Genomic DNA, 24332 nt, shown 5'->3' on the forward strand with positions numbered 1-24332 from the left:
AGACCGCTGGCGGGAGTCCACGTCGTCGAGTGCGCGAGCTTCGTGGCGGGCCCGACGGGCGGGATGACGCTCGCCCAGCTGGGCGCCTCGGTGATCCGCATCGACCCCCTCGGCGGCGGTTCGGACCACCTGCGCTGGCCGGTCGATGCCTCGGGCGACTCCTTCTACTGGGCCTCGCTGAACAAGGGCAAGCGGTCGGTCGCCGTCGACATGCGTTCGGACGAGGGACGTGAGCTCGTCACGGCGTTGATCACCGCCACCGGAGTGCTGATCGACAACGTCGTCGGACGGCGATGGATGGCGAACGCCGCCCTCGCCGAGCGGCGGCCTGACCTGATCCACGTGCGCGTGCAGGGCTACCCGGACGGGCGCCCGGCGGTGGACTACACGGTGAACGCCGAGGTCGGGATCCCGCAGATCACGGGTTCCGAGGAGGGTGGGACGCCGGTCAACCACGTGCTGCCCGCCTGGGACCTCGTCACCGGATTGTCGGTGTCCACCGCGGTGCTCGCCGCGTTGTACTCCCGGGCTTGCACGGGGGAGGGGTCCTACGTCGAGCTCGCGCTCTCCGACGTCGCGTTGGCCGGGGTGGCGAACCTGGGCTGGCTGTCCGAGGCGGCCGAGCGGGGTACGGAACGCCCGCGGCACGGCAACCATGTCTACGGGTCGTTCGGCGTCGACTTCGCCTGCTCGGACGGACAGCGGGTGATGGTCGTGGCGCTGACCCCCGCTCAGTGGACCGCACTGATGACGGTGACCGGCACTGGGGAGGTGTTCGCGGCGCTGGAGCAGGCACTGGACGCAGACCTCACCCAGGAGGCCGAGCGGTACCGACTGCGGGAGACGATCGCCGCGGTGCTCAAGCCGTGGTTCCTCGTGCGCGACTCCAAGACCGTGTCCGACGAGCTGGACTCGGCCCGGGTGCTCTGGGGCCGCTACCAGGGCATGACGGACGTCGTCGCGGCACAACGCAACGGACGTCATCCGGTGCTGGCCGAGGCGGTGCTGCCCAGCGGTACGAGTGCGATCACCGCGCGCTCACCCCTGCGGTGGAACGGAGACCACGGCGAGCCGGGGGCTGCGCCGAAGCTGGGCCGGGAGACCGAGGAGGTCCTCGCCGAGGTCCTCGGGCTCGGCCCGGCGGAGATCGGACGGCTACGGGACGCAGGGACCGTCGTGGTCTGACGGGAGGAGGCACATGGAAGCGTGCCTACGACGGAGTAGGCAGCAGCTCGTCCGAGAGCGGGTCCTCGTCGGTTTCGCGGCCGTGGGCCAGGTCGTACCCAACGGACTCCTGCTCGTCAGGCTCGTTCGTGGTGAGCCCATCCTCAACCTGTACGGCGTGACGTGCGTGGTCCTCGCGCCGACGGCCTTCCTGGCCTGATGGCCTGGGGATACGGATCGCTCGGGGGTGGAGCAGTGGTGGGCGCTCGTTCCCGCCATCTGCTCGGTCTCTGCTTTGCCCTGCCGTGCTACCTCCTGCTCCGCGAGCGTGCGCTCTACGGGTTCAGTCCGGCCCACCGTGCCCGTCGTGCCCCGGGTGCCAGCGGAGGCGGGCAGGTCTGGGAGTGGCATGGCTGACCGGGCGTGGTTCGGATCGCGTGCTGAGCACGCCCACCCCGCTCCGCGAACCTCTGACCTTCAGCGCCAGGGCGCCGCCCACCATGAGCGGGCCCTGAATGCGCTTCGAGGGGCATCCACGCACCGTGCCTGCGTGGAGTTCGCGGAGGCCGTACTCGCAGCGCGACGGACTTCGGGTGGGGATGCCTCCAAGAGGCGGTCACCGGCCCCTCCGCTGGGTGGTGCTCGACGGTTTCGCGAGCGGCCGGCCCCTCGGCGACACGACGCGACCTATCGAGGCCCGCGACGCCGCCGTGAGCTGTGCGGGGCACACCCAGTCGCTCGCCGTCGAGCACGCCCACCTCGGCCTCGCCCTGCTCGCCCGCGACTTCCAGGCATCACCGGATGGCACCTGGCCGAGTTCGTCGGCCGCCGCGGCGACGTGGCCTCGACCGCACGGAGGCCCGTGTCCTGGACGTGCTCGCTCCGCTCCCGACCGGAAGACAAACCGTGTACCGGCGGTACGCCCACCGAGCCGGCAACCTCCTGACGGGGCGGACGGAGCTTGTGACCGACGCCGCCCAGGATTGGCTTCGCCATTGCGCGGACGCTGGGGCGACACGGCACCACCGTGATGGTCGCCGGCATCGACGGCGGCACCGCGGCGAAGGCCGCCGAGATGACCGCCGACGGCGAGGCCGCGTCCTGATGGCGATGGACGTCACCGACGAGGCGCAGGTGCAGGCCGGGGTCGACCATGCTCTCCGCGGCAGGCCGTCGGCGTCGCCGGTGGGTGCGCTGTTCGAGGATCCAGCCAGCCGCGAGCCAAGCCGCTCGCGACCGGCGACCCGGCGTCCGAACATCCAGGCGGTTCGAGAGACCCTCAGCCGTTCCAGGCCGCCGCGGCCGCGGCCGCTTCGACCGGGGATCCGGTGACGAGATGGAGCGGAGGATGGGTCGCGCCCGGCTCAGCCTCGGTGACCTGCCGGGCGAGGAGGCGGTCGAGCGCGCCGCGCGGGCAACGTCGCAGCCCGCCTCGGCCAGAGCGACGGCCGCCGCAGCGCCCACCCCTCGGCTCGCTCCCGTCGCCAGGGGCGACTCGATCGGTCAGCTCCACGCCTTGCCCCTCCGTCGTCGGGAACTCGCTCACGTACGGAAACATCGTGCAGTCGGGCGGACCGACGGGCACACCTGGAGGTCCGCCGGTGATCCGGCGCCCGGCGGCCAGCGCCGACTCGGTGAGCAGGCGCTGCACCTGGTACGCCTCGCCGCCCCCGCTGATGAGATCCCGTACGGGCTCACACGGCTCTGCAGTCCTCGCTGCGGTGCGCAGCCGCTCGGCGGCCGCCACGATCCCCGACGTCACCCGAGCTCCGTCCGCCGATTCCTCTCCGGCCCAGTCTCGCGATTCGGAGCGGCCAGACAGGCGATCCACGCCGTGGAACCAGCCCCTGCCCGATGTCGGCGACAGAGCCGTCCGATCCCCCAGGAACAGCGTGAGGTTGATCAGCACAATCTCCGACGAGCACCAACGCACAGAGAGCGACCCGGCCCGGGGCAGTAATGCCTGTCCGGGCTTCCGCCGTGGAGCCACTCGTGGTGCGAGTCCCTGCGCGTGGTGCGAGTTGCGGAGGCTTCTGAGGAGTTCCTGCAGCGTCGTCGCAGGTAGACGGCCTGCGAGGGATCTGGTGAAATCCTGGCAGTCAAGGGGTCAGGGGTTCGAATCCCCCCGCCGCAGGCTGCGGATCTCCCCGGCCTGGTCGTCGATCGCGCACGCCACCACCGAACGGGCGTGGACATCCAGGCCAACACACGTACGCCCGCCGAACTGGTCCGGGCCGGTGAGGAACGGGCCGTCCGAGATCACCGGGGCGTCGCCCTCCGGACGGGTCGTCCGCGCCGCGCCGTGCCGGGCTCCGCGAGCGTCGCCCCGCCCACGAGCTCGCCCGGTGCGGTGAGGGCGGCCATGCTGCTCTCGAGGGCGCCCGCCAGCTCGGCACCTCGAGGACCGGTCAGGGCGTCGCGGCTTCCCGGATGCCGTAGATCATCAGTATGGAGCGCACGGCCACCGTTCCCTGTGCCTCGTCGCGATTCGAGCAAACGCTCCAGTGAAGCTAATGCGCGGGTGGGTGGCTCGTCAACGGGGCGTCCGCGGCGGCCCGGTCGGGCAGCCATGACCTTTGACCTGCATATATGGTTGTCGTTCAGGTTTCCCTACCGCGCATCTTCCCTCGCGATCTGCTTGACGCAGCTCACATCCCATCGCTAGCTTGTCTGGAGCGCTCGACTCGGGAGCTGGTCGGGACGGTGGCCGTGATCCCGGCGGCCGCGTCGTCAGGAGAGGAAGACAACAGATGGAACACGCCACCGCACTCACTGCGAACGCGCAGTTGCGCAGCGTCCTGTGATGAGCGTGCAGGATGTGTCGGCGCAGCCGCATCCGGGGGTCGAGGAGGTCGGGCCGCAGACGGCCCTGGGCATCACCGACGTCACCTACCGCTACGCTCCGGGCAGCCCCGACGTGCTGCGCGGCCTGTCGCTCCAGGTCTCCCGCGGGACCACCATGGGGGTCGTCGGACCCAGTGGCTGCGGGAAGAGCACGCTGCTCTCCCTGGTCGCGGGGCTGCGCGAGGTTGACGGGGGCCGGGTGGAGGTCCACTCGTTCGACCCCGGCCGGCAGACGGTGGCGATGATGTTCCAGAAGGACACCCTGCTGCCGTGGAAGACCGTCGAGCAGAACATCCGGCTGTACTACCGGTTCAAGAAGCCACGTGACCGCAAGGCGGTCGACGAGCTCGTGGCCGAGCTGATCGACCTCGCCCACCTCAACGGTTACGAGAAGATGTACCCGTACCAGCTCTCCGGCGGTCAGCGCCGCCGGGTCGCGCTGCTCAGCGCGGTGGCGGCCCAGCCGGAGCTGCTGCTGCTCGACGAGCCGTTCTCCGCCCTCGACGAGCCCACCCGGCTCGCCATCCACCAGGACGTCCTGCGGATCATGAAGCGGATGGAGATGTCGGCGATCCTGGTGACCCACGATCTCGCGGAGGCGATCAGCCTCTCCGACGAGGTGTCGATCCTGACCGCGGGGCCGGGCCGGGTGGCCGGCTGTCACTCCGTGCCGTTCGGTCGCGACCGCGATGTGCTGGCCCTGCGCAAGACGCCGGAGTTCCTCTCGATGTACGGCGTGCTCTGGGACGAGCTCAGCGCACAGATCCGGGCGAGCGCCGCGTCGCCCGGGACGCCCGCGACGGACGAGGAGGGCTGAGCGATGCCACGCCGCAGCGTCCTCGCCCGCAACCAGACCTCGCTGGTGATCACCTGCGAGGTCGTCATCGTCCTCGCGGTCCTCGCCGCCTGGCAATGGCTCCCACAGATCCCGTGGGTGCGGGAGAACACCTTCCTCGACCCGTTCGTCATCAGCTCGCCGCAGCTGGTCGGCCAGACGCTCTGGGACCTGCTGTCGGGCACCAACGGGCGCGCCGCCGTGTGGTCGTTCGTCTGGCCGACGGTGACGTCCTCGCTCGTCGGCCTCGTGATCGGGCTCGTCCTCGGTGCGCTCGTCGGCCTGTTGCTGAGCAACTCCCCGTTCGTCAACCGGGTGCTCCGACCCTTCCTCGTGGGCCTCAACGCCGTCCCTCGGGTGGCCATCATCCCCGTGGTCGTGATCATCTTCGGCCCGGGGTACGAGGCATCGGTGTTCAACGCCATCATGGTCGTGTTCTTCGTGGCGTTCTTCAACGCCTACGAGGGCGGCCGGACCGTCACGGCTCATCTGCTCGAGAACGCCCAGGTCCTGGGCGCCTCGAAGGGGCAGATCATGGCGACCATCCGGCTGCCGTACGTGTTCGCCTGGACGGTCGCCGCCCTGCCGCTGGCAGCGACGTTCTCCCTGCTCGTCGTCGTCACCGGAGAGATCCTCACCGGCGCCAACGGCATGGGGAAGATCCTCTCGGTCGCCACCGTGTCCGTGGACTCGGCGACGACCTTCGCCGTCGTGATCATCCTCGCCGTCCTGGGCGTGGCGATCGTCGGGGCGACCAGCCTCATCGAGCGCCGGATCCTCCACTGGTGGGGCAAGTAGCGGCTCCCGCCGCCCGACGTCGATAGGTGCGGTGCCCTCGTCTTTCAACGAAGAAGGAGACAGGAAATGCGTGTCCACCTGAGCAGGGACCGACGTCGCGGGCGCGTGATGTCGCGATGGGCCGGGGGCGGTGCCGCGCTCGCGGTCGCGACCCTGGTCCTGGCCGGATGTAGCAGTGGCCCCACGGATTCGTCAGGCTCGACCGGATCGGACCCCTCGGGGGCCCGGCCGACGCTCGTGGTCGGGGTCGGTCAGGCGGATGCGTTCTCGGCGGTCGCCTACGCCGCCAAGCTGACCGGTGAGTTCGACAAGGCAGGGGTCGACGTCCAGTTCAAGGTCGGTGGGACCACGACCTTCGAGCAGCTCGAGCTGAACGGGACGACGGACGTCAGCATCGGCAGCGGCGTGAGTGCGATGGCCTTCACCGCCCAGGGGCGCCCGACCCAGCTCGTGTACCAGTACACGTCCGGCCGCATCGGTGGGTTCGTGTACGGCGGACCCGGGATCAACAGCATCCAGGACTGCAAGAACGTCGTGACCGGTCCGGCCAACACGAGCCAGTACGGCTTCGCGGTGGCGTACAAGAGAGCGCTGAACCTCAGCTACAACATCACCCCCGCCGACCCGACCGTGGCGGCCCCGGGCCTGTCCCGCGGCACCTACGACTGCGGTATCGGCAACCCCTCCACCTACGGCACCGTGGTGGCGGACGGCAAGGCCAAGGTCGTCGTCGACGCCAAGACCCAGACGTACGTCCCGCCGCCGACCGTCGCCGGGCTGCACGGGCTGACCACCACGCTCCAGCAGAAGAAGGACGCGGTGGAGCGGTTCATCAAGGCCTACGACGCCACGTGGAAGAGCACGTTCAACAGCGGCACCTTCGACTCCGGCGCGATCGCCGACATCCTGATGAAGGACGCCGACTACGCGGCCACCCCGCGCGCCGGCCTGGTCAACGCGCTCGACAACACGAAGCCCTTCCTCTACCCCGACGCCGGGTACTTCTACCCCGACAACTGGCCGGCCACGCTGGAATTCTTCCAGAACGACGTCGGCCTGCCGTCGATCAAGGCGGACGACCCGAAGATCGCCTACGACAAGATGGTCGACATGTCGTACTACAAGGACGCGCTCGGCGACCCACCGGCCAAGACCACCCCGTGAGGACACGCCCGCCCACGGTCCCGCTGCGCCGCGCGGCTCGGCGAAACCGTGGGCGGGCTCGCGGGCGGTGCCCGCATCCCGCGGAGACGAGAGGGAGTGGGTGCCCATGGCGGCCACCGCAGTCACCGAGCGCGCCGAGCAGACTCGGACGCGCTACACCGGCCCGATCGTCGACTGCGACGTCCACCATTCGTGGTCGTCCCAGGAGGAGCTGATCCCGTACATCGCCCCGGAGTGGCGGGACTACCTGCGGTCGGCACCGGTCAAGGCGCAGTCGATGCATTATCCGTTCGCGTTCGGCACGAACAAGCAGCTGGACTCGTACGGTCCGAACGGTGAGCTTCCGGGCACCTCCTACGAGGTGCTGCGTGACCAGCTCCTCGACGGCATCGGCGTGACGCACGCCGTGCTGCAGTACGACGTCGGCGAGGAGATGGCGCACCGCAACCCGTTCCTCGCCGCGGCCGTCTCCCGCGCGGCGAACGACTGGTGCATCGACCAGTGGCTGAGCCGTGACGACCGGCTGCACGGCGCCGTCCTGGTCACCTCGCAGTGGCCCGAGGCCGCGGCGGAGGAGATCCGGCGCATCGGCCGGCACGAGCGGATGGTCGAGGTGCTGCTCGCCGACAACGGGATCGGCATGCCCTACGGGCATCCGGTGTACTACCCGATCTACGAGGCGGCGCAGGAGATGAACCTGCCGGTCGCCGTGCACTTCGGCAGCCCGGTCTGGGGCGGGCCCGCCCTGCCGACCTCGGGCGGGCTCCCGATGAACCGCATGGAGTGGTACACGCTGCTCAACCAGCCCGGCATGCACCAGGTGACCAGCCTGCTGGCGCACGGGGTGTTCGAGCGGTTCCCGGAGCTGCGTTTCGCCGTCCTCGAGGCCAGCTGCAACTGGGCCCCGTGGGTCCTGTGGCAGCTCGACGGCCAGTTCGAGACGCTCCGGCGCGAGAACCCGTATCTGAACGCGCTGCCGAGCACCTACCTCCACGACCATCTCTGGATCTCGACGCAGCCACTCGAGCCCGGCCCGCGTCCGTCGAGCCAGGCCGATCTCCTGCAGACGGCCGAGGGCCTGCGGTACAACATCTGCTTCGCCACGGACTACCCGCACTGGGACACCGACACCGTGGACTACGTGTCGCGCCGGTTCCCGCAGGACTGGCTGCCGGACCTGTTCTACGGCAACGCGGCCCGGATGTTCGGCTGGACCGGGAGCGCGGCGTGAGCGCCCCGGTGGCCGACGCGAACGAGGTCGAGGTCGCCCGGGTCTCGGAGCTCGCGGACGGCCAGATCAAGGCCGTCGACATCGACGGGCTGAAGCTGGCGGTCGTCCGCTGGGACGGCGAGTTCTTCGCCGTCAGGGACCGCTGCCCGCACGAGGCGAGCAGCCTCTGCTTCGGCGTCGTCGGCCGGTCCCTGACCGGCGACGGGTCCGGGGTGGCCGACCTCGACGGCGACCGGGTCGTCCTGATCTGCCCGTGGCATCGCTGGGAGTACGACCTGCGGACGGGGGCGGGTGTGCGCATGACGAGCGTCACGGTGAAGACCTATCCCGTGGAGGTGCGCGACGACCGGGTCTTCGTGGTCCTGCGGCCCGCGCGGGCGGCGCGGTCCGCCGGAGGAGCGGCATGACGATCGACCTGTGCGTGTACTGCGACTGGCAGGTCCAGGCGGAGTTCACCGAATATCTGCCGCGGGCGTGGCAGGAGTACGTGGGGACCCGCGGCAGCATGCCGTGGAACCTCGGTGAGCGCGACGTCCGGGTGCTGTCCCCGTGGCATCATCCGCTCGAGCCGTCCGGGCTGCCCCCCGACTTCGCCGAGCTGGCGGGCCGGGTCGCGGTCGACGGCACGGGGCGGGCGCTGCTCGCCCACCGGGCCGGGGTGCTCTTCGCCGCCGACCCGAACGCCTACGTGTCGCTGGAGCTGTGCGCGGCGAGCAACCGCTGGGTCGCGGAGCGGTGGCTCGCGCCGGCCGGATCGCCGTTCGTGGGCGGGATGGTGATCCAGAGTCAGATGCCCGAAGAGGCCGCCGCGGAGATCCGGCGCTCGGCGGCGACCGGCCGGTTCGTCGCGGTGCACATGGGTGGCAACGGGCTCGGCAAGCCGTACGGCCACCCGATCTACCACCCGATCTACCGCGCCGCGTGCGACGTCGGCCTGCCGCTCGTCATCCACAGCACGGGGGACAGCGCGAACGAGACGATCTCGCACAGCACCGCGGGCGGACTGTCGTCGTTCGCGGCCGAGTACCGGGCACTCGCGGGGCAGAGCCTGATGAACCACATCACCTCGCTGATCGGCCAGGGAGTGTTCGAGAGCTACCCGGACCTGCAGGTCCTCGTCGTGGGCGGCGGGCTCGCCTGGATCCCGTCGCTCCTGTGGCGGTTCGAGGTGAACTACGGCGCCTACGGCCGCGACGCCCCATGGGTGAGGAAGTCGCCGATCGACTACTTCCTCGAGCACTTCCACGTGGGGAGCTACCGCATCGACCGGCCGGCCGACCCGGCCTCGCTGCACGCCGCGTTGCGTACGATCCCCGCGCTGGAGAACGTGATCTGCTACGCGAGCGGGATGCCCGAGCCCGACGCCGACACGGTCGCCGACGCGACCAGACTCCTCCCGGAGAGCTGGCACCGGGCGGTGTTCACGGACAACGCGAGCGCCCTGCTGGGCGACCGGGTCACGGCTGGTTCGAGGTGACCGCGGCCGGATCCCTCTCGGTCGCGGTCGTCACCTCGGGTGCCGACGAGCTCCGGCAGCACGACGAGGCCTTCCTGGCCGGGCTGCGGGCGGGCCTGGCCGGTCCCGGCGGGCCGGCCGTCGAGGTGTCGGTGCTGCCGTCGTCGGGGACCGTCGGTGAGACGGTCGCCGAGGTGGAGCGGTTCCTCGACCTCGGCGGGCAGGCCGTGGCGGTCTGCGCCCCCTCGTCGGTCGCCGCGGAGATCGCCTCGGTCGCCGAGCGGCGGCGGGTGCTCGCGATCATCGGCACCGCCCTGGGCGTGGGGCTGCGCGGGCCGCGCCGGTTCGTCTTCAGCAGCGCCCACGACCTCGACGACGAGCTGGCGGTGGTGGCGGCGTCGCTCCAGGCGTGCCCGGGAGCCCGCGTCCGGGTTCTGGCCCGGCCGACACTGCTCGGATACAACGCGGTGGCCTCGGCGCGCACCGTGCTGGAGCCCCTCGGCCACCAGGTCGACACCACGCTGGTCCGCGGGGACGCCGCCGCCCTCGGGGAGATCGTCGAGGGCATCGCCGCCGACGGTCCCGACGCGGTCGTCGTCGCGTGGGACGACGCCGACCGGGAGAAGCTCGCCGCCGCGTTGACCGCGGCCGGGCTGGCGGCGCGCAGCATCGTCGTCAACGGCACCGGCCAGCTGTCCCCGCGACCCGGCCCGGACGCGCTGGAACGGATCCTGTGCACCGTCGGCGACGCGGCGCCGGGGGCGCCGACGGTCCTCGACGGCCTCGACAGGGCGCTCGTCCGCTACGGCACCGGCCTGCGCGGTGCCGCGACCGCCGGCGTGCGGGCCGCGCTGCTGCTCGCCCGCGCCGCGGGCGCGGCCGACGCGGACGGCCGGGTCCGGGCGCTGGAGGGCCGGACGATCGACGGTCCGGGCGGGACCGCCACGGTCTGCCCGCGCACCCATCGGCTGCGGCAGGGCCTGCGGCTGCGCGGCCCGGCGGAGGACGCCGGCACGCTCGGCGAGTGGTCGGGCGAGGAGCTGAACCGCCTCCGCCCGGTGACGCCGTGGGCGGTGGGGATGATCCAGCACGTCGCGGTGCGCGTGGGCGACGTGGAGCGGGCCCTGAGGTTCTACGTCGAGGGCCTCGGCGGGCGGCTCTCCATCCCGCCGATGACCTTCCCCCCGCCCGTCGGGCCGACCATGTTCGGCGCCCCTGAGGGGACGGCCTTCCGGTACTGCATGGTCACGTTCGGTGCGACCTCCCTCGAGCTCTTCTCGTTCGAGGGACACGAGCCGGCCCCCGCGCGGCCCGATCCGGATTGCTTCTTCCCGCACGTCGGGATCGAGGTCCCGCACACCCCCTCGGCGCTCGAGCGGGTCGAGCGCTACGGCGGCACCCGGATCTGGCCTGTGATGGGCCGTTTCGGCCGGGTGGCCACCTGGTTCTTCGCCGATCCGGACGGCAACGTCGTGGAGCTCATGGACGGCACCGTCGACGAGGTGGCGATGGGTGGCGTCGAGCTCGCAGCACCGGACGATCCGGTGCTGTCCTTCTGACCCGCACAACCAGGGTGCTCGACCGGTGCTGCGGTGAACCGCCGCCGGGCCTGCCCCGCACGACGTCACGAGAAGGAGGCGACTCATGGATCTGAGCACTCGGAGGGTGCTGTTCGACGGGCTGTGGTTCGGCGAGGGCCCACGCTGGGACGGGACGCGGTTGTGGGTCAGTGACCAGCACGCCAACACCCTCTACTGGGTCGAAGAGGGCCGGACCTCGGTGCGCGCGAAGTTCGACGACATGCCCTCGGGGATCGGCTTCCTGCCTGACGGTACCGCCCTTGTCGCCGCGATGCGTTCCTGTCGGTTGCTCGCGGTGCAGGGCGAGTCGGACCCGCCCGAGCTCTTCGTCGACATGAGCAAGTGGGGCCCGCAGATCAACGACATGCTGACCGACTCGCGAGGCAATACGTACGTGGGCGTCCGCTCGGGCGGCTACGCACAGCCGCCGCAGGGGTCGGACACGATCGTCCTGGTCACTCCGGAGGGCGAGATGCGCCTGGTCGAGGAGGACCTCCGCGCCCCGAACGGCATGGTGGTGACACCCGACGGCGGAACCCTGATCGTGGCGTCGACGATGGGCAGGCAGATCGTCGCGTACGACATCGCCGACAACGGAGACCTGGAGAACCGGCGGCTGTGGGCGTCGCTCACCGACGGCGCGATCCCGGACGGGATGTGTCTCGACGCCGAGGGCATGGCCTGGGTCGGCAACCCGGGGGAGAACCCGCGCTTCCTGCGGATCGCGGAGGGCGGCGAGATCGTCGACGAGATCCCGGTCGGGCCGGGGGACATGGCGATCGCGTGCGTCTTCGGCGGCCCGGACCGGAGCACGCTGTACCTGATCGTCAACAACGAGAACGGGGACGACATCCACCGGTTCCCGAACCCCGGCGACGAGCACGACAGCCGCTTCCGGGGGCGCGTGGAGGCGGTCGAGTGCTCGGTGCCGGGCGCCGGCATCCCGTGACCGGTCGCTCGCCCGCCCCGCCGGACCGGGGCCGGCGAGCCGTCGCCCCCGCCCCGGAGAAGTAGCGAGAGAGGACCACCCCGACATGGCCGAGATCAGGCCGAACCTGGCGAAGGCGAAACTGCTCCGCGGCGAGCCGGTGCTCGTCCCGCAGATCGGGCCGAACTCGATCCCGGACAACGACACCCTGGAGCAGATGGGCGTGGCCGGCCTGCTCGACCTCGCCTGGATCGAGATGGAGCACGGCCCCTGGGTCTGGAACCAGATCGCGGACGTCGCCCGGACCTGCGACCTGGTCGGCATCAGCTCCCTGGTCCGGGTGGACCGCAACGACCCGGAGATCCTCGGCCGCACCCTGGACCGCGGGGTGGGCGGCCTGGTGATCCCGCACGTCAACACCAAGGCCGAGGCGGAGCGGATCGTCGAGGGCGCGCTGTACGCCCCGCTGGGCGCGCGCGGGATGTGGCGCCCGCGGCAGAGCTACGGCGTCGAGGACTACTTCGAGAAGGCCAACGCCGAGACCCTCGTCGTCGCGACGATCGAGGAGGTGACGGCGATCGACAACATGGCCGACATCCTCTCCGTCGAGGGCATCGACTGCATCTTCGTCGCCCCGGTCGACCTGTCGCAGACCATGGGGCCCAAGTACCTCGACAAGCCCCTGCACCCCGACGTGCAGAAGGTCGTGCAGGAGGCACTCACCGAGTGCGTGCGGCTGGGCAAGGCGTGTGGCACGCTGACTCTGCCCGAGAACTTCGAGGCGGTGCTGGCGACGGGCGCCCGCTTCCTTCGGTTCCCGACCGAGCCCTTCGTGCGCGACGGCCTGCTGCAGACGCGGCAGCGCGCCCGGGCCGCGATCGCCGGGTAGTGCAGGCGGCCGACGGATGTCTTGACATCCCCCCGGCCGAGTGCTCAGCTTGGAGCGAGCGCTCGAATCTGTGGCGCGACAGCTTTCGGCCGGGGCCGGGCGCGAGCCCGGCCCCTCACGACGACGTACTCGGAGGCGCTCGCATGGCGTGGCGAGTTCAGGCCAGCACACAGGACTTCGACGTGACCGATGGTCCCTCGTGCACCCTCCACGAGGGAGGGTGCGAGCTGGTCGACGGTCCCTACGGCAAGACCGCGCACCCGGAGATCAACGACGTGGGCATGCGGGACGCCGAGGTCGTCGACCTGCTCCAGGGTGTGGACGCCGCGATCGTCGGCGCCCCGCACGTGACCCGCGAGGTGCTCGCGCAGCTCCCACAGCTCAAGATGATCGCCCGCCGCGGCGCCGGCTACGACACGATCGACATCGCGGCGGCGACCGAGGCCGGCGTCCTGGTCACGATCACCCCCGGCACCAACGAGCTCAGCGTGGCCGAGCAGGCGATCGCCCTGATGTTCGCGGTCGCCAAGTCGGTCGTGTGGTACCACGGCGAGCTCCAGCAGGGCGCCTGGCGGCGCCGGCTCGGGATCGAGCTGGACGGCAAGACGCTCGGCCTGGTCGGCGTGGGCCGGATCGGGTCCCGGGTGGCGCTGAAGGCGAAGGCCCTCGGGATGTCCGTGGTGGCCTACGACGTCGCCCCGAACGTCGAGTGGGCCGCGGCGAACGGCGTCGAGCTGCTCGGGCTGGAGGACGTGCTCCGGCGGGCCGACGTGATCTCGCTGCACACCCCGCTGTTGCCGTCGACACGGGGCATGATCGGCGCTGCGGAGATCGAGCTGATGAAGCCGACCGCGATCCTGGTCAACACCGCGCGCGGCCCGGTGATCGACCAGCCCGCGCTGGTCAAGGCCCTCGAGGACCGGCGGATCTTCGGCGCGGGCCTCGACACGTTCGATCCCGAGCCCATCGAGGAGGGCTCCCCGCTCCTGACGATGGACAACGTGGTGCTCACCCCGCACGTCGGCGGCGCGACCCGCGAGGCGCCGGCGCGGGGCAGCCAGCTGGCGGCCGAGTTCGTCGTGATGGCCTCTCGCCGGGAGCGGCCGCCCGCGGCGGCGGTGATCAACCCCGAGGTCTTCGAGGTGTCGCCCTACTGGACCGGAACCCACCCGTCATGATGCCGGAGGTCCTCTGCGACGGGCTCGTGTTCGGCGAGGGACCGCGCTGGCACGACGGCCGGCTGTGGCTCTCCGACCAGCACGACCACAAGATCTGGCAGGTCACGGCCGAGGGCGAGCGCAGCCTGTTCGCCGAGTTCGACGACATGCCCTCCGGGCTGGGCTTCCTGGCCGATGGCACCGTGCTCGTCGCGATGATCCGCACCGAGCAGGTGCTCGCGCTGAGCCCGGACGGGCGGTCGCGCCGCGTGCACAGCGACCTCTCGGCCGTGCTCCCCGGGACCGGGCACGTCAACGACATGGTCGTCGACCCGCTCGGCCGGGCCTACGTCGGTGTCCGGCGGGACGGCTACGCCGACTTCGCCGGCACCGGCCCGGACGGGATCGCCCTGGTCGCCCCGGACGCGTCGGCGACACTCGTCGAGCCGGACTTCCGGCTCGCGAACGGCCTCGCCGTCACCGCCGACGGGAGCACACTGATCTCGGGTTCCACGGCGTCCGGCCAGCTCGGGGCGTGGAGCATCGCCGCCGACGGCACCCTCGGGCCCCGCCGGCTCTTCGCGCAGACCAGCGGACCGGCGGACGGCATCTGTCTCGACGAGGCCGGGGGAGTGTGGGTCGGCCATCCCCACGACGGCTGCTTCGAGCGGGTCCTCGAGGGCGGCGAGGTCACCGACCGGATCGACGTCGACGGCTGGGCCATCGCCTGCGTGCTCGGCGGCCCCGACCGGCGGCGGCTGCACCTGGTGGTGACGGACATGGGCGACGAGGACATCGCGAACCTGCAGGACCCGGCGTACGACCTGAAGAGCCGGGCCCGCAGCCGGGTCGAGGTCGTCGACGTCGAGCACGCGGGGGCGGGCAGTCCATGACCACACTGGAGCGATCGCTCCAGTCGCGGCCGCGCCGGGCCGGATCCGGCGAGTACTCTCCGCGAATCGCGCCACCATCTCCCTCGGCACGACCGGCGTGCCGAGGGTCGAACTCAGCTGAGGACTCATCATGAAGGCAACCTCCGCGGCGGACGTACCGCAGCGAGCGCCGTCGACCCTGGGCGACCTGCTGATGATCGCGGCGCGCGAGTACGGTGACCGCACCGCCCTCGCCGTCGACGAGGACGAGTACACCTATGCCGAGCTGCTCGCGGCGTCCGCGCGGCGGGCCGCGGCGCTGCGCCGGATCGGCATCCGGCGCGGTGACCACGTCGCGCTCTTCCTGCCCAACGGGGCCGAGTTCGTGGAGCTTCTGTTCGCGAACGCCCTGCTCGGCGCCGTCACGGTGCCGTTGGGGAGCCGGTTCCAGGTCACCGAGCTGGCGCACGCCGTCCCTCACTCGCAGGCGAAGCTGGTCGTCACCGGCGGCGCGGAGGCGTTCGGCGACCACCAGGAGCGGCTCGCCCGCGCCCTGCCGGAGCTGGCCGGGCTTGCCGGCCGGCCGCCGCGCGTCGACGGTCCCGGCCTCGCCGGGGTGGTGAGCCTGGGCGAGGCCCGGGTCCCCGGGGTCACGGCCGGGGCGGGCGTGTGGGACGGCGTCGACGAGGAACAGAGCGCCGCGGTACTCGAGGGCGCGGCCCAGGTGCGCGGCCGGGACGAGGCAGTGCTCCTCTACACGTCCGGCACCACGGCGAACCCCAAGGCCGTGCGGCACCCGCACGAGGCGATCGTCCGCAACGGCATCGAGACCGGGCGGACACGGTTCCTGCTGACCTCGGCCGACCTGTTCTGGGACCCGCTCCCGATGACCCACGTCGCGTACCTGCTGCCCCTCGTGGCGGTGGTCGACGCCGGGGCGACGATGCTGGCCACCCGGCACTTCGACGCCCGCTCCGGCCTGGACGCCATCGAGCGCCGCCGCGCGACCTGGCTGTACCCGGCGTTCCCCGCCGTCGCGAACGACATCCTGGAGGACCCGACCTTCGCCGGCCGGGACCTGGGCGCGGTCCGGATGATGATGCTGATCGGGCTCCCCGCGCAGCTGCGTCGGCTGCGGGACGCGCTGCCGCATGCGGACCTGATCTCCTGCTACGGGAGCACGGAGACGTGCGGGGTGATCGTCTACCACGAGCCGGAGGACGAGCCGGCCGTGCGGCTGGAGACCTCCGGGCGGCCGATGCGCGGGATCGAGGTGGTCGCCGGCGACCCGGTGACCGGCGAGCACCTGCCCCCGGGCGAAGTCGGCGAGATCCTCGTCCGCGGGCACTGCATCCTGGACGGCTACTTCCGCGACGACACCGGCGGCCCGGCCGTCGTCGACGCGGACGGCTGGTTCCACACCGGAGACCTCGGCGTCATGGACGAGCGCGGCCGGCTCGGCTACCGCGGCCGGGTCAAGGAGATGATGAAGGTCGGCGGGGAGAACGTCGCCGCAGCCGAGGTGGAGTCCCTCCTGATGGAGCATCCCGCCGTGCTCGCCGTCCAGGCGGTCGGGGTGCCCGACGACCGGCTGGGCGAGGTGGTGGGCGTCGTCGTGCAGCTCGCCGTCGATGCCGGGGGCGGCATCGACGCGGAGACCGTGATCGGGCACTGCCGTGGGGTCCTCGCCGGGTACAAGGTCCCCCGCCACGTCGGCCTCGTCGAGACCTGGCCGATGTCGGCGACCAAGATCAAGCGAAACGAGGTCAGGAGGCTGCTCGTCGCCGCGGTGTCGGGGGCGCCCGCGCCCGGTCTGGACCTGCTCACCCCGGCCGTCCCGGCGATGGAGAGCACGTCCTCGTGACCGGTAGATCACTGGAGCGGATGCTTCAATGTGACTGGAGCGTTTGCTACAATCGATCCGCCACGCGCCAGGTCTACGCCTTCGGAGGCAATGAGATGCCCATCGCGCCCACCATCGACGTCGCGCGTGCGGTCGCCACCGTCGACACCGACGTCCATCTCCGGCCGTCCGGTCACGAGGAGCTCCTCGAGTACGTCGCGCCCGCTCACCGTGACCGGCTGAGCCGCTTCGCCGAGCCGGAGCAGCTGATCAACGCCCGCCGCCCGTGCCACACGCCGTTGTTCTCGGGCACCCGGGTCGAGGCGACCGGACCGAACGGCGAGGCCCCGGGCTCGGACCGCGACCTCGTCCGCCGCCAGCTCCTCGGCGAGGCCGGCGTCGACCTCGCGATGATCACGCCGCTGGTCGCGCACCCGACCGATCCCGTGCTCAACCTCGCCCTGACCACGGCGATGAACGCGTGGCAGGCGGAGACCTGGCTCAAGCGCGATGGAGCCCAGTTCTTCGGCGGCATCTGCGTCCCGCTCGACGACGTGGCCGCCGCGGTTCGCGAGATCGAGACGTGGGCCGGCCACCCGGGCTTCAAACAGGTCTTCATCGCCCACGACTCGGACCGCCCGCTCGGCCACCCGCAGTACGACCCGATCTGGGAGGCCGCTGCGCGTCACGGGCTCCCGGTCGGTATGCACTTCCAGGACAGCGGCCGGCTGCCGCTGGGGATCACCCCGATCGGCCACTTCGCCCAGTACGTGGAGTTCCACGCGGTGGCGCGTCCGCTCGACTACGCCGCGCACCTGGTCAGCTGGATCTGCAACGGCACCTTCGCCCGGATCCCCGGCTTCCGGATCGCCTTCCTGGAGGGTGGCTTCCTCTGGCACCGGGCGCTGCTGACCCGGCTCGCGGTCAACTGGGACGAGCGCACCCGCTGGAGTACCGGCCCCATGAAGCACCCGATCGCCTGCGTCCGCGATCAGGTCCGGTTCGCCAGCCAGCCGATGGAGCGCGCCCCGCGCGACCGTGACCTCGTCGCGCTGCTGGAGCTCGCCGACGCCGAGACGGTGCTGATGTTCTCCAGTGACTACCCGCACTACGACTTCGACGACCCGCGCCAGGCGCTGCCGAAGGGGATCCCGGACGCGATGTATCGGCGGATCATGTCCCAGAACGCGATCGACTTCTACGGGCTGCCCACCGAGGTCCCGGCCGAAGCGGCGGTGGCGTGACGATGACCGTGATCGACGCGGCCGTCCACCCGATCATGAACGACGCCGAGTACATCGAGCGGCTGCCCGCCCCCTGGCGGAACGTGCGCCTCACGAGCGTGCTCGGCCAGCTGTTCGAGGCGCCCTTCCCGGAGATCACCGACGCCGACGCCGCCCGGTCGCCCGCGGCCATGGCCGAGCTGCTGTTCGGCACGCGCGGCGTGGACGTCGCCGTCCTGAGCCCGCTGACCCGCGGCCTGCTGGCCAACCAGCGGCAGGCGGCCGCGGTCGCCCGCGCCACGAACGAGTGGGTGCGCGAGGTGTGGCTGGAGCACGACGAGCGCTTCGTCGCCGGCATCCGGCTGCCGATCGCCGATTCCGCCGCCTCGGTGCGCGAGATCGAGCGCTGGGCCGACGATCCCCGCTTCGTCGAGGTCGTCGTGCCGCTGCGGGCCTTCGCCCACTACGGAGACGAGCAGTACTTCCCGGTGTGGGAGGCCGCGGCCGATCATGGCCTGCCGGTGCACATCCAGGACGACCTGGCCAACGCGGCCGAGTACCTGCACACCGCCGTCGGCCAGCCCGTGGAGTGGTCGGAGAACGACGCGACCCGGTCGATGATGAGCGCCGTGCACGCCCTGAGCCTCACGGCGAGCAGCATCCCCGACCGACTGCCGGAGCTGCGCTTCCTCTTCGGCGACGGCGGGATCGACATCGTCAAGCCGCTCCTCTGGCGGCTCGACGCGGACTGGAAGGCCACCCGGGTCGAAGTGCCGTGGATCGAGGAGCTGCCCAGCCTCCGGGCGCCGCGGTTCTGCCGGTTCATCACCCAGGCCCAGGACGGGACGGTCGACGGCGTCCGGCACGAGGACGCGCTCGACGCGATCACCGGTCGCGTGAGCGAGGGCATCTACGGCAGCCACACCCCCTTCTGGGACCAGGTGCGGATCTCCGAGGTCCTCCCCGACGGGCCGGACGCCGCGCGCGACGCGCTGCTGTGGGGGAACGCGCTTCGGGACATCCCGCGGCTCGCCGCCCAGCCCGCGCTGGCCGCGCTCGCCCCCGCGGACGCGGTCCGATGAAGTACGTCGTCGGGCCGGCGGCCTCGATCCCGCCCGGGACGTCGCTGGTGATCTACCCGGAGCCCGAGCCCGCCGGGATCGGCGTGTTCAACATCGACGGCACGTTCTTCGCGCTGCGCAACTCCTGCCCACACATGGGCGCGCCGCTGTGCAAGGGCTACGTCAGCGGGACCACCGAGGCCCATCTCGATGGCCGGAAGCCGCCCCTGGTCGAGTCCGTGCGCGACGGGGAGATCCTGGCCTGCCCCTGGCATCACTGGGAGTTCGACATCGCGACCGGCCGAACGATCTTCCCGTCGAAGAACCGCGTCCGGCGCTACGACGTGACGGTGGAGGAGAGCTCCGAAGTGCTGGAGCGCCTCGAGAAGGGCGTGCAGACCTTCCCGGTCAGTGTCGACGGCGACGAGGCCACGGTCGTCGTCGAGATCTGACCCGTCGCCGCCCGTCTCCTGGCGCCGCAGGCGCCGGAACGTCTCGAGGAGGAGGACCCAGGACATGCCACGCCAGATCGAGAACCGGGCCCGGAGGAAGCTGGCGGCGGGCGAGCCCGTGCTGGCCCCCATCCTGGGTCCGAACTCACTGCCCGATGCCGACCACATCGAGCGGCTCGGCATGCTCGGGCTGCTCGACATCGCCTGGATCGAGATGGAGCACGGGCCGATCACCTGGAGCCAGCTCGGCGACCTCTCCCGGGTGTGCGACCTCGTCGGGATCACGTCGATGGTGCGCGTCAACCAGAACGTGCCGTCGATCATCGGCCGGACCCTGGACCAGGGCGTCCAGGGGATCATGGTGCCGCACGTGGACACCGCCGAGGAGGCCCGCCGGATCGTCGAGGGGGCCCGGTACGCGCCGCTGGGCGAGCGCGGGGTCGGCACCGTTCGGCGCTCGTTCGGGGTGGAGAACTACTACCGCGACGCGAACGACGACATCCTCGTCGTCGCCATGATCGAGGACGTCCGGGCCATCGCGAACCTGGACGAGATCCTGGCCGTCGACCACATCGACTGCTTCTTCGTCGCGCCGTCGGACCTGGCCCAGACCATGGGCGAGGAGTACCTCTGGCAGCCCCAGCACCCCGAGGTGCAGGAGCTGGTGCTGAACACGATCCGGCGGGTCGTCGCCGCCGGCCGCACCGCGGGCACGGTGGTGGACGAGAAGAACGTCGGCAGCGCGGTGGCGGCCGGTGCCCGGCTGTTGCGGTTCACCATCGAGCCGTTCATCCACGCCGGGCTGCGCGCGATGCAGGAGGCCGCGACCGCCGCCCTGTGACGGCCGCGCCGAGCCCGGCCCCGGCCCGCCGGGACGATCGGGGTCCAGTCGAGTCAGGAGAGCACGAGCAGTGAACGCTGGAGGCCGGGTGTCCACCGAACCGTCGGAGGAGCGGGATCTCATCGTCGCCCACAGGGCCGAGGCGGCCGACGGGGTCGTCCATCTCGTCCTCGTCCGGGGGGACGGCGGTGAGCTGCCCGAGTGGCTACCCGGGGCGCACCTCGATCTGGGCGTGGAGATCGCGGGCGAGCCGCTGCGCCGGCAGTACTCGCTGTGCGGTGACCCGTCGCAGCGGGACCGGTGGGAGATCGCCGTGCTCCGCGAGCCCGAGGGACGGGGCGGTTCGGAGTACGTGCACGACTACCTCCAGGTGTCCGCCCCGGTCCGGGTGTGGGGACCGCGCAACAACTTCCCGTTCGTGGACGAGCCGCGGTACACGTTCATCGCCGGGGGCATCGGCGTCACGCCGATCCTGCCGATGATCGCCGCCGCCGACCGGGCCGGCGCCGACTGGACGCTGTACTACGGCGGCAGGCGGCGCACGTCGATGGCGTTCACCGAGCGGCTGGCCGGATACGGCGAGCGGGTGGTTCTGTGGCCCGAGGACGAGCGCGGGCTGCTCGACCTGCCCGCGATCCTCGGCGACCGGGCGGCCGCCGGCGTCGTGTACTGCTGCGGTCCGGAGGCACTCCTGGCAGCGGTCGAGAAGAACTGCGAGGGGTGGCCGGAGGGCGCGCTGCGGGTCGAGCGGTTCCGGCCGGCCGAAGGCCTCCTCGGCGGTGCCGAGGACGCCTTCGAGGTCGAGTTCGCAGAGTCCGGCATCACGGTCGAGGTCGCCGCGGGTCAGTCCATCCTGGACGCGGCCCAGGGGGCCGGCATCGAGGTCGACTCGTCGTGCACCGAGGGGACCTGCGGGACCTGCGAGACCGTCGTGCTCTCGGGAGAGATCGACCACCGGGACTCCGTGCTGTCCGCCTCGGAGCGGGCGGCGGGCGACGTGATGATGGTGTGTGTGTCCCGAGCGCGGTGCGGTCGGCTCGTGCTCGAGCTCTGACACCCGGGAAGCACGCGGAACCGAGCGGCGGACGCTCTCGACGACCGTCAATCGCCAAGCGAGCGTGCGCTCGCTCCAGTCATCCTCGTCCAATGCGAACGACCTTCCGGCAATTCGGATGGCCGTCGGTACCGCGGCGGCCCACTCTGCCGTGTCGCGGCGCCGAGTCCGTTGACTCGGCTGCACCGGCGAAGCAGCGACGGATGGGCACGCGCCCGGCAGGCCGACCACGCCCGCGCGCTCCGGCCGCGACGGAGCCATCGGCGCTGCTGGGCGCCGATAAGTGCTGGTGAGAGCGCCGTCTAGCCCGTCCGCCGGGACCGGGACCCGGGCCCTGCGATCCACGCACTCCTCGGTGGCGTCCGCAAGGGGTCGGGACGCCGCACCGGTGGACCGCGCGGTGCGTAGGGCAGCGCGCACCGCCAGCGTCCAAACTGAAGCGTGCGCTCCATCTTGTCACCTACTGGAGCGCTTGCTACCGTCCCGAACGACAGCGGTCGGGAGTGGTGCCGGACGGGGCGGCGAAGCCGCCCGTCGTCGCGAGTCACCGACTGGCCCATACTAGGAGGAACGATGCAGTTCCGTGAGTCGGTCGCCCTGCGTTGGGCGACTGCCGCCGTTGTAGTACCGCTGGTTCTCCTGGGTGCCGGATGTGGCGGCGGCACCAGCGGGACGACAGATGCCGGTACGCCCGCCGCCAGCGGTGCGGCACTGGCGGGTCCGGACACCGCGGCGGCGACCGCCGCAGGCACGAAGGCCGGACAGGCCGCCGGCGCCCCGGTCACCCTGCCGAAGAAGACGATCGGCATCCTGCAGCCGGTCCAGGCCGCGGAGTCGGGGGCGACCGCCCAGGCGTCGATAGAGGCCGCCGCGACGGCGATCGGCTGGGAGACCGTGGCCTGTGACGGTCAGGGCGATCCGGTCAAGATCGCCAACTGCGCGAACACCCTGCTGGCGCGCAACGTCGACGCCATCGTGTCGATCGGTAACGAGCCGTCGATCTGGAACGCCCAGCTCCGCAAGGCCGAGGCCCAGAAGGTCCCGGTCATCAACACCAGCGGTGAGGTCGCGTCGGATCCCGCCATCCTCGGCTCCTACGCACCGAACAACGCAACCCAGAGCAAGCTGCTCGCCGACTGGATGGTCGCCAAGCTGAAGACCGCCGGTGACGCGCCCACGATCTCGGTCAACGACTTCCCAGCCACGTGGGCCAAGGTCCGCACGAACGCGGTCGACACCGCTGCCGGCAACGCGCAGATCCAGGTCGCGGCCACCGCGACCACGGATCCGACCAACATCCAGGCGGGTACCCGCAAGACCATCACCGACCAGCTGGTCCAGCAGCCCGACCTGAAGGCGATCTGGTTCTCCTTCGACGTCGCCGCGCAGTCCGGTGCGCAGGCCGTGCAGAGCCGCTTCCCGTCACAGCAATTTCCGGACCGCCCGATGGTGCTGACCTTCGGGACCGACTCCGGGACCCTGGCCCTGATGCGCAGCGGCGCGATCACCGCGGTCGTCGAGAACAACATGGCGCCGTCGAACTGGGAGGCCATCGACCAGCTCGCGGGCTACTTCGCGCGGAACGCGACGATCGCCGCGACACCGGACGACCTGCAGTACGGGGGCTTCAACCTCGAGTCCTACCGGATCTTCACCAAGGACGACCTGCCCGCATCCGGCCCGGTGACCCCGGGATCCGACTATACGGCGTTCTTCAAGGCGAAGTGGTCGGCCGAGTACAAGGCGAGTTGATGCAATGACCGACATGGTGACGCCCGAGACGGGGAAGGCGGCCGCGGCCGCTCCGGGCACCCCACCGATCCCCGGCTCTGCCGGCGGTCCGGCCGAGACCCGCGGGGCCTCTGCCGGGCCGGGGCTGGTCGCGCGGTTCGGCCTGATCGGCGCCTTCGTGCTCGCCTTCCTGGTGTTCGGGATCGCGCGGCCGACGACGTTCCTCACCCTGGACAACATGACGTCGATCCTGCTGCAGGCCGCGCCCTCCCTGGTGATCGCGGTCTTCCTGACCGTGGTGCTGGTCATGAAGGACTTCGACCTGTCGTTCGGCTCGGTGATCAGTCTCGGCGCGGGCACCGCGGTCATCCTCATGAGCAAGCTCGCCTTCCCGCCCGTCGCGGCGATCCTGATCGCGCTGGCCTTCGGGCTCGGCGTCGGGCTCGTGAACGGGGTGCTGGTCGCCTACCTCGGCGGCTCCTCGTTCGTCATCACGCTGGCCATGGGCACGATCGTGGCCGGTGCGGAGTTCGCCATCACCGACCAGGCGTCGATCTTCGACGGCATCCCGGCCGGGTTCGCCGCCATCGGCCAGGGCAGCCGCCTCGGCATGAACAACCTCGTGTGGATCGCGGTCGTCGTCGCCGTGATCATCGCGGTCGTCCTCGAGCGGACGGAGCTGGGCCGGTACATGTACGCCACCGGCGGGAACCCGGACGCGGCGCGGCTGGCCGGGGTCCGCACCCGCCAGCTGCGCCTCATCGGGTTCGCGCTGCTCGGCCTGGGTGCGGCAGGGGTCGGCATCATGCTGAGCGCCCAGGCGGCGTCGTACACGCCCAGCATCGGCGGCGCCTACCTGCTGCCCGCCTTTGCCGCGGCCTTCCTGGGGACCGCGGTGTTCAAGCCGGGCGAGTTCACGGTCGCAGGGACCGTCGTCGGGGTGCTCTTCCTCGGCATGGTCCAGACCGGTCTGACGATGCTGAACCTGGAGACCTACGCGATCAACCTCGTGCAGGGCGCGATCCTCGTGGTGGGCGTGCTCGTCTCCCGCCTCGAGCGTCGCTCGCTCGCCGTGCCGAGGACGAAGCGGCGACGTCGTGCCGAGGCCCGCACCACGGGCTGACCGGGACGACGTCGGCGACGCGCCACCCCGGGGCCGGTCCCGGAGCGGGCGCCTTTGTCAGAGAACACCGATATCGAGCGCCACCT

General features: G+C 71.4%; 22 protein-coding genes. 21 read left to right on the forward strand and 1 reads right to left on the reverse strand.

All coding sequences use genetic code 11. From position 1 onward, the window contains the following. Nucleotides 1-1185: CoA transferase (locus tag ACL02T_RS23750; protein WP_412832963.1), on the forward strand; the 1185-nt coding region annotated here is incomplete at its 5' end. A 13-nt stretch (nt 1186-1198) separates the two neighbouring features. Further along, nucleotides 1199-1384, forward strand: coding sequence for a hypothetical protein (locus ACL02T_RS23755; protein ID WP_412832964.1), 186 nt, complete (start codon nt 1199-1201; stop codon nt 1382-1384). Nucleotides 1385-2443: 1059 nt separating this feature from the next. Here ACL02T_RS23755 and ACL02T_RS23760 read toward each other — a convergent pair. Next, entirely contained in the window at nt 2444-3073 is a 630-nt protein-coding gene (locus ACL02T_RS23760) for a hypothetical protein (RefSeq protein WP_412832965.1), read from the reverse strand. Nucleotides 3074-3967: 894 nt separating this feature from the next. On the opposite strand from ACL02T_RS23760, the gene ACL02T_RS23765 reads away from it, so the two are divergent. The 19 genes from ACL02T_RS23765 (at nt 3968) to ACL02T_RS23855 (ending at nt 24246) form a co-directional block, all read left to right on the forward strand. Continuing rightward, nucleotides 3968-4825 carry an ABC transporter ATP-binding protein gene (locus tag ACL02T_RS23765; RefSeq protein WP_412832966.1) on the forward strand — a complete coding sequence of 286 codons (858 nt, stop codon included), beginning with the start codon at nt 3968-3970 and terminating at the stop codon, nt 4823-4825. Nucleotides 4826-4828: 3 nt separating this feature from the next. Beyond that, nucleotides 4829-5641: an ABC transporter permease gene (locus ACL02T_RS23770; RefSeq protein ID WP_412832967.1), complete on the forward strand. Its 813-nt coding sequence runs from the start codon at nt 4829-4831 to the stop codon at nt 5639-5641. A 237-nt stretch (nt 5642-5878) separates the two neighbouring features. Beyond that, on the forward strand, nt 5879-6805 hold the full coding sequence (locus tag ACL02T_RS23775; RefSeq protein ID WP_412832968.1) for an ABC transporter substrate-binding protein: 927 nt from the start codon (nt 5879-5881) through the stop codon (nt 6803-6805). Nucleotides 6806-6911: 106 nt separating this feature from the next. Further along, the gene (locus ACL02T_RS23780; protein ID WP_412832969.1) at nt 6912-8036 is read left to right on the forward strand and encodes an amidohydrolase family protein; all 1125 of its coding nucleotides are present in this window, start codon (nt 6912-6914) and stop codon (nt 8034-8036) included. Beyond that, entirely contained in the window at nt 8033-8443 is a 411-nt protein-coding gene (locus ACL02T_RS23785; protein ID WP_412832970.1) for a Rieske (2Fe-2S) protein, read from the forward strand. The genes ACL02T_RS23780 and ACL02T_RS23785 overlap by 4 nt, the downstream gene beginning before the upstream one ends. Beyond that, nucleotides 8440-9513 carry an amidohydrolase family protein gene (locus ACL02T_RS23790; RefSeq protein WP_412832971.1) on the forward strand — a complete coding sequence of 358 codons (1074 nt, stop codon included), beginning with the start codon at nt 8440-8442 and terminating at the stop codon, nt 9511-9513. The genes ACL02T_RS23785 and ACL02T_RS23790 overlap by 4 nt, the downstream gene beginning before the upstream one ends. After that, on the forward strand, nt 9510-11051 hold the full coding sequence (locus ACL02T_RS23795; RefSeq protein WP_412832972.1) for an ABC transporter substrate-binding protein: 1542 nt from the start codon (nt 9510-9512) through the stop codon (nt 11049-11051). The genes ACL02T_RS23790 and ACL02T_RS23795 overlap by 4 nt, the downstream gene beginning before the upstream one ends. An 85-nt stretch (nt 11052-11136) precedes the next feature. Next, the gene (locus ACL02T_RS23800) at nt 11137-12021 is read left to right on the forward strand and encodes an SMP-30/gluconolactonase/LRE family protein (protein WP_412832973.1); all 885 of its coding nucleotides are present in this window, start codon (nt 11137-11139) and stop codon (nt 12019-12021) included. Nucleotides 12022-12106: 85 nt separating this feature from the next. Continuing rightward, nucleotides 12107-12889, forward strand: coding sequence for an HpcH/HpaI aldolase family protein (locus tag ACL02T_RS23805; RefSeq protein WP_412832974.1), 783 nt, complete (start codon nt 12107-12109; stop codon nt 12887-12889). Nucleotides 12890-13071: 182 nt separating this feature from the next. Then, nucleotides 13072-14067: a phosphoglycerate dehydrogenase gene (locus ACL02T_RS23810; protein ID WP_412832975.1), complete on the forward strand. Its 996-nt coding sequence runs from the start codon at nt 13072-13074 to the stop codon at nt 14065-14067. Next, on the forward strand, nt 14064-14939 hold the full coding sequence (locus tag ACL02T_RS23815) for an SMP-30/gluconolactonase/LRE family protein (protein WP_412832976.1): 876 nt from the start codon (nt 14064-14066) through the stop codon (nt 14937-14939). Before ACL02T_RS23810 ends, ACL02T_RS23815 begins: the two co-directional genes overlap by 4 nt. Nucleotides 14940-15069: 130 nt before the next feature. Further along, entirely contained in the window at nt 15070-16782 is a 1713-nt protein-coding gene (locus ACL02T_RS23820) for a class I adenylate-forming enzyme family protein (protein WP_412832977.1), read from the forward strand. A 95-nt stretch (nt 16783-16877) separates the two neighbouring features. After that, the gene (locus tag ACL02T_RS23825; protein ID WP_412832978.1) at nt 16878-18005 is read left to right on the forward strand and encodes an amidohydrolase family protein; all 1128 of its coding nucleotides are present in this window, start codon (nt 16878-16880) and stop codon (nt 18003-18005) included. Nucleotides 18006-18007: 2 nt separating this feature from the next. Beyond that, on the forward strand, nt 18008-19066 hold the full coding sequence (locus ACL02T_RS23830) for an amidohydrolase family protein (RefSeq protein ID WP_412832979.1): 1059 nt from the start codon (nt 18008-18010) through the stop codon (nt 19064-19066). Next, nucleotides 19063-19497 carry a Rieske (2Fe-2S) protein gene (locus ACL02T_RS23835; RefSeq protein ID WP_412832980.1) on the forward strand — a complete coding sequence of 145 codons (435 nt, stop codon included), beginning with the start codon at nt 19063-19065 and terminating at the stop codon, nt 19495-19497. The genes ACL02T_RS23830 and ACL02T_RS23835 overlap by 4 nt, the downstream gene beginning before the upstream one ends. A 64-nt stretch (nt 19498-19561) precedes the next feature. Then, complete coding sequence (locus ACL02T_RS23840) at nt 19562-20338, forward strand: HpcH/HpaI aldolase family protein (RefSeq protein WP_412832981.1); 777 nt, start codon at nt 19562-19564, stop codon at nt 20336-20338. An 88-nt stretch (nt 20339-20426) separates the two neighbouring features. Beyond that, a complete protein-coding gene (locus ACL02T_RS23845) occupies nt 20427-21392 on the forward strand; it encodes a PDR/VanB family oxidoreductase (RefSeq protein ID WP_412832982.1) in 966 nt (321 codons plus the stop codon). A 573-nt stretch (nt 21393-21965) separates the two neighbouring features. After that, nucleotides 21966-23144 (forward strand): sugar ABC transporter substrate-binding protein, encoded by a 1179-nt coding sequence (locus ACL02T_RS23850; RefSeq protein WP_412832983.1) that lies wholly within the window; start codon nt 21966-21968, stop codon nt 23142-23144. A gap of 4 nt (nt 23145-23148) precedes the next feature. Next, entirely contained in the window at nt 23149-24246 is a 1098-nt protein-coding gene (locus tag ACL02T_RS23855; RefSeq protein ID WP_412832984.1) for an ABC transporter permease, read from the forward strand. Nucleotides 24247-24332: the final 86 nt, after the last annotated feature.

The organism is Pseudonocardia oceanicola (genome assembly GCF_047200735.1).
GTDB lineage: Bacteria > Actinomycetota > Actinomycetes > Mycobacteriales > Pseudonocardiaceae > Pseudonocardia.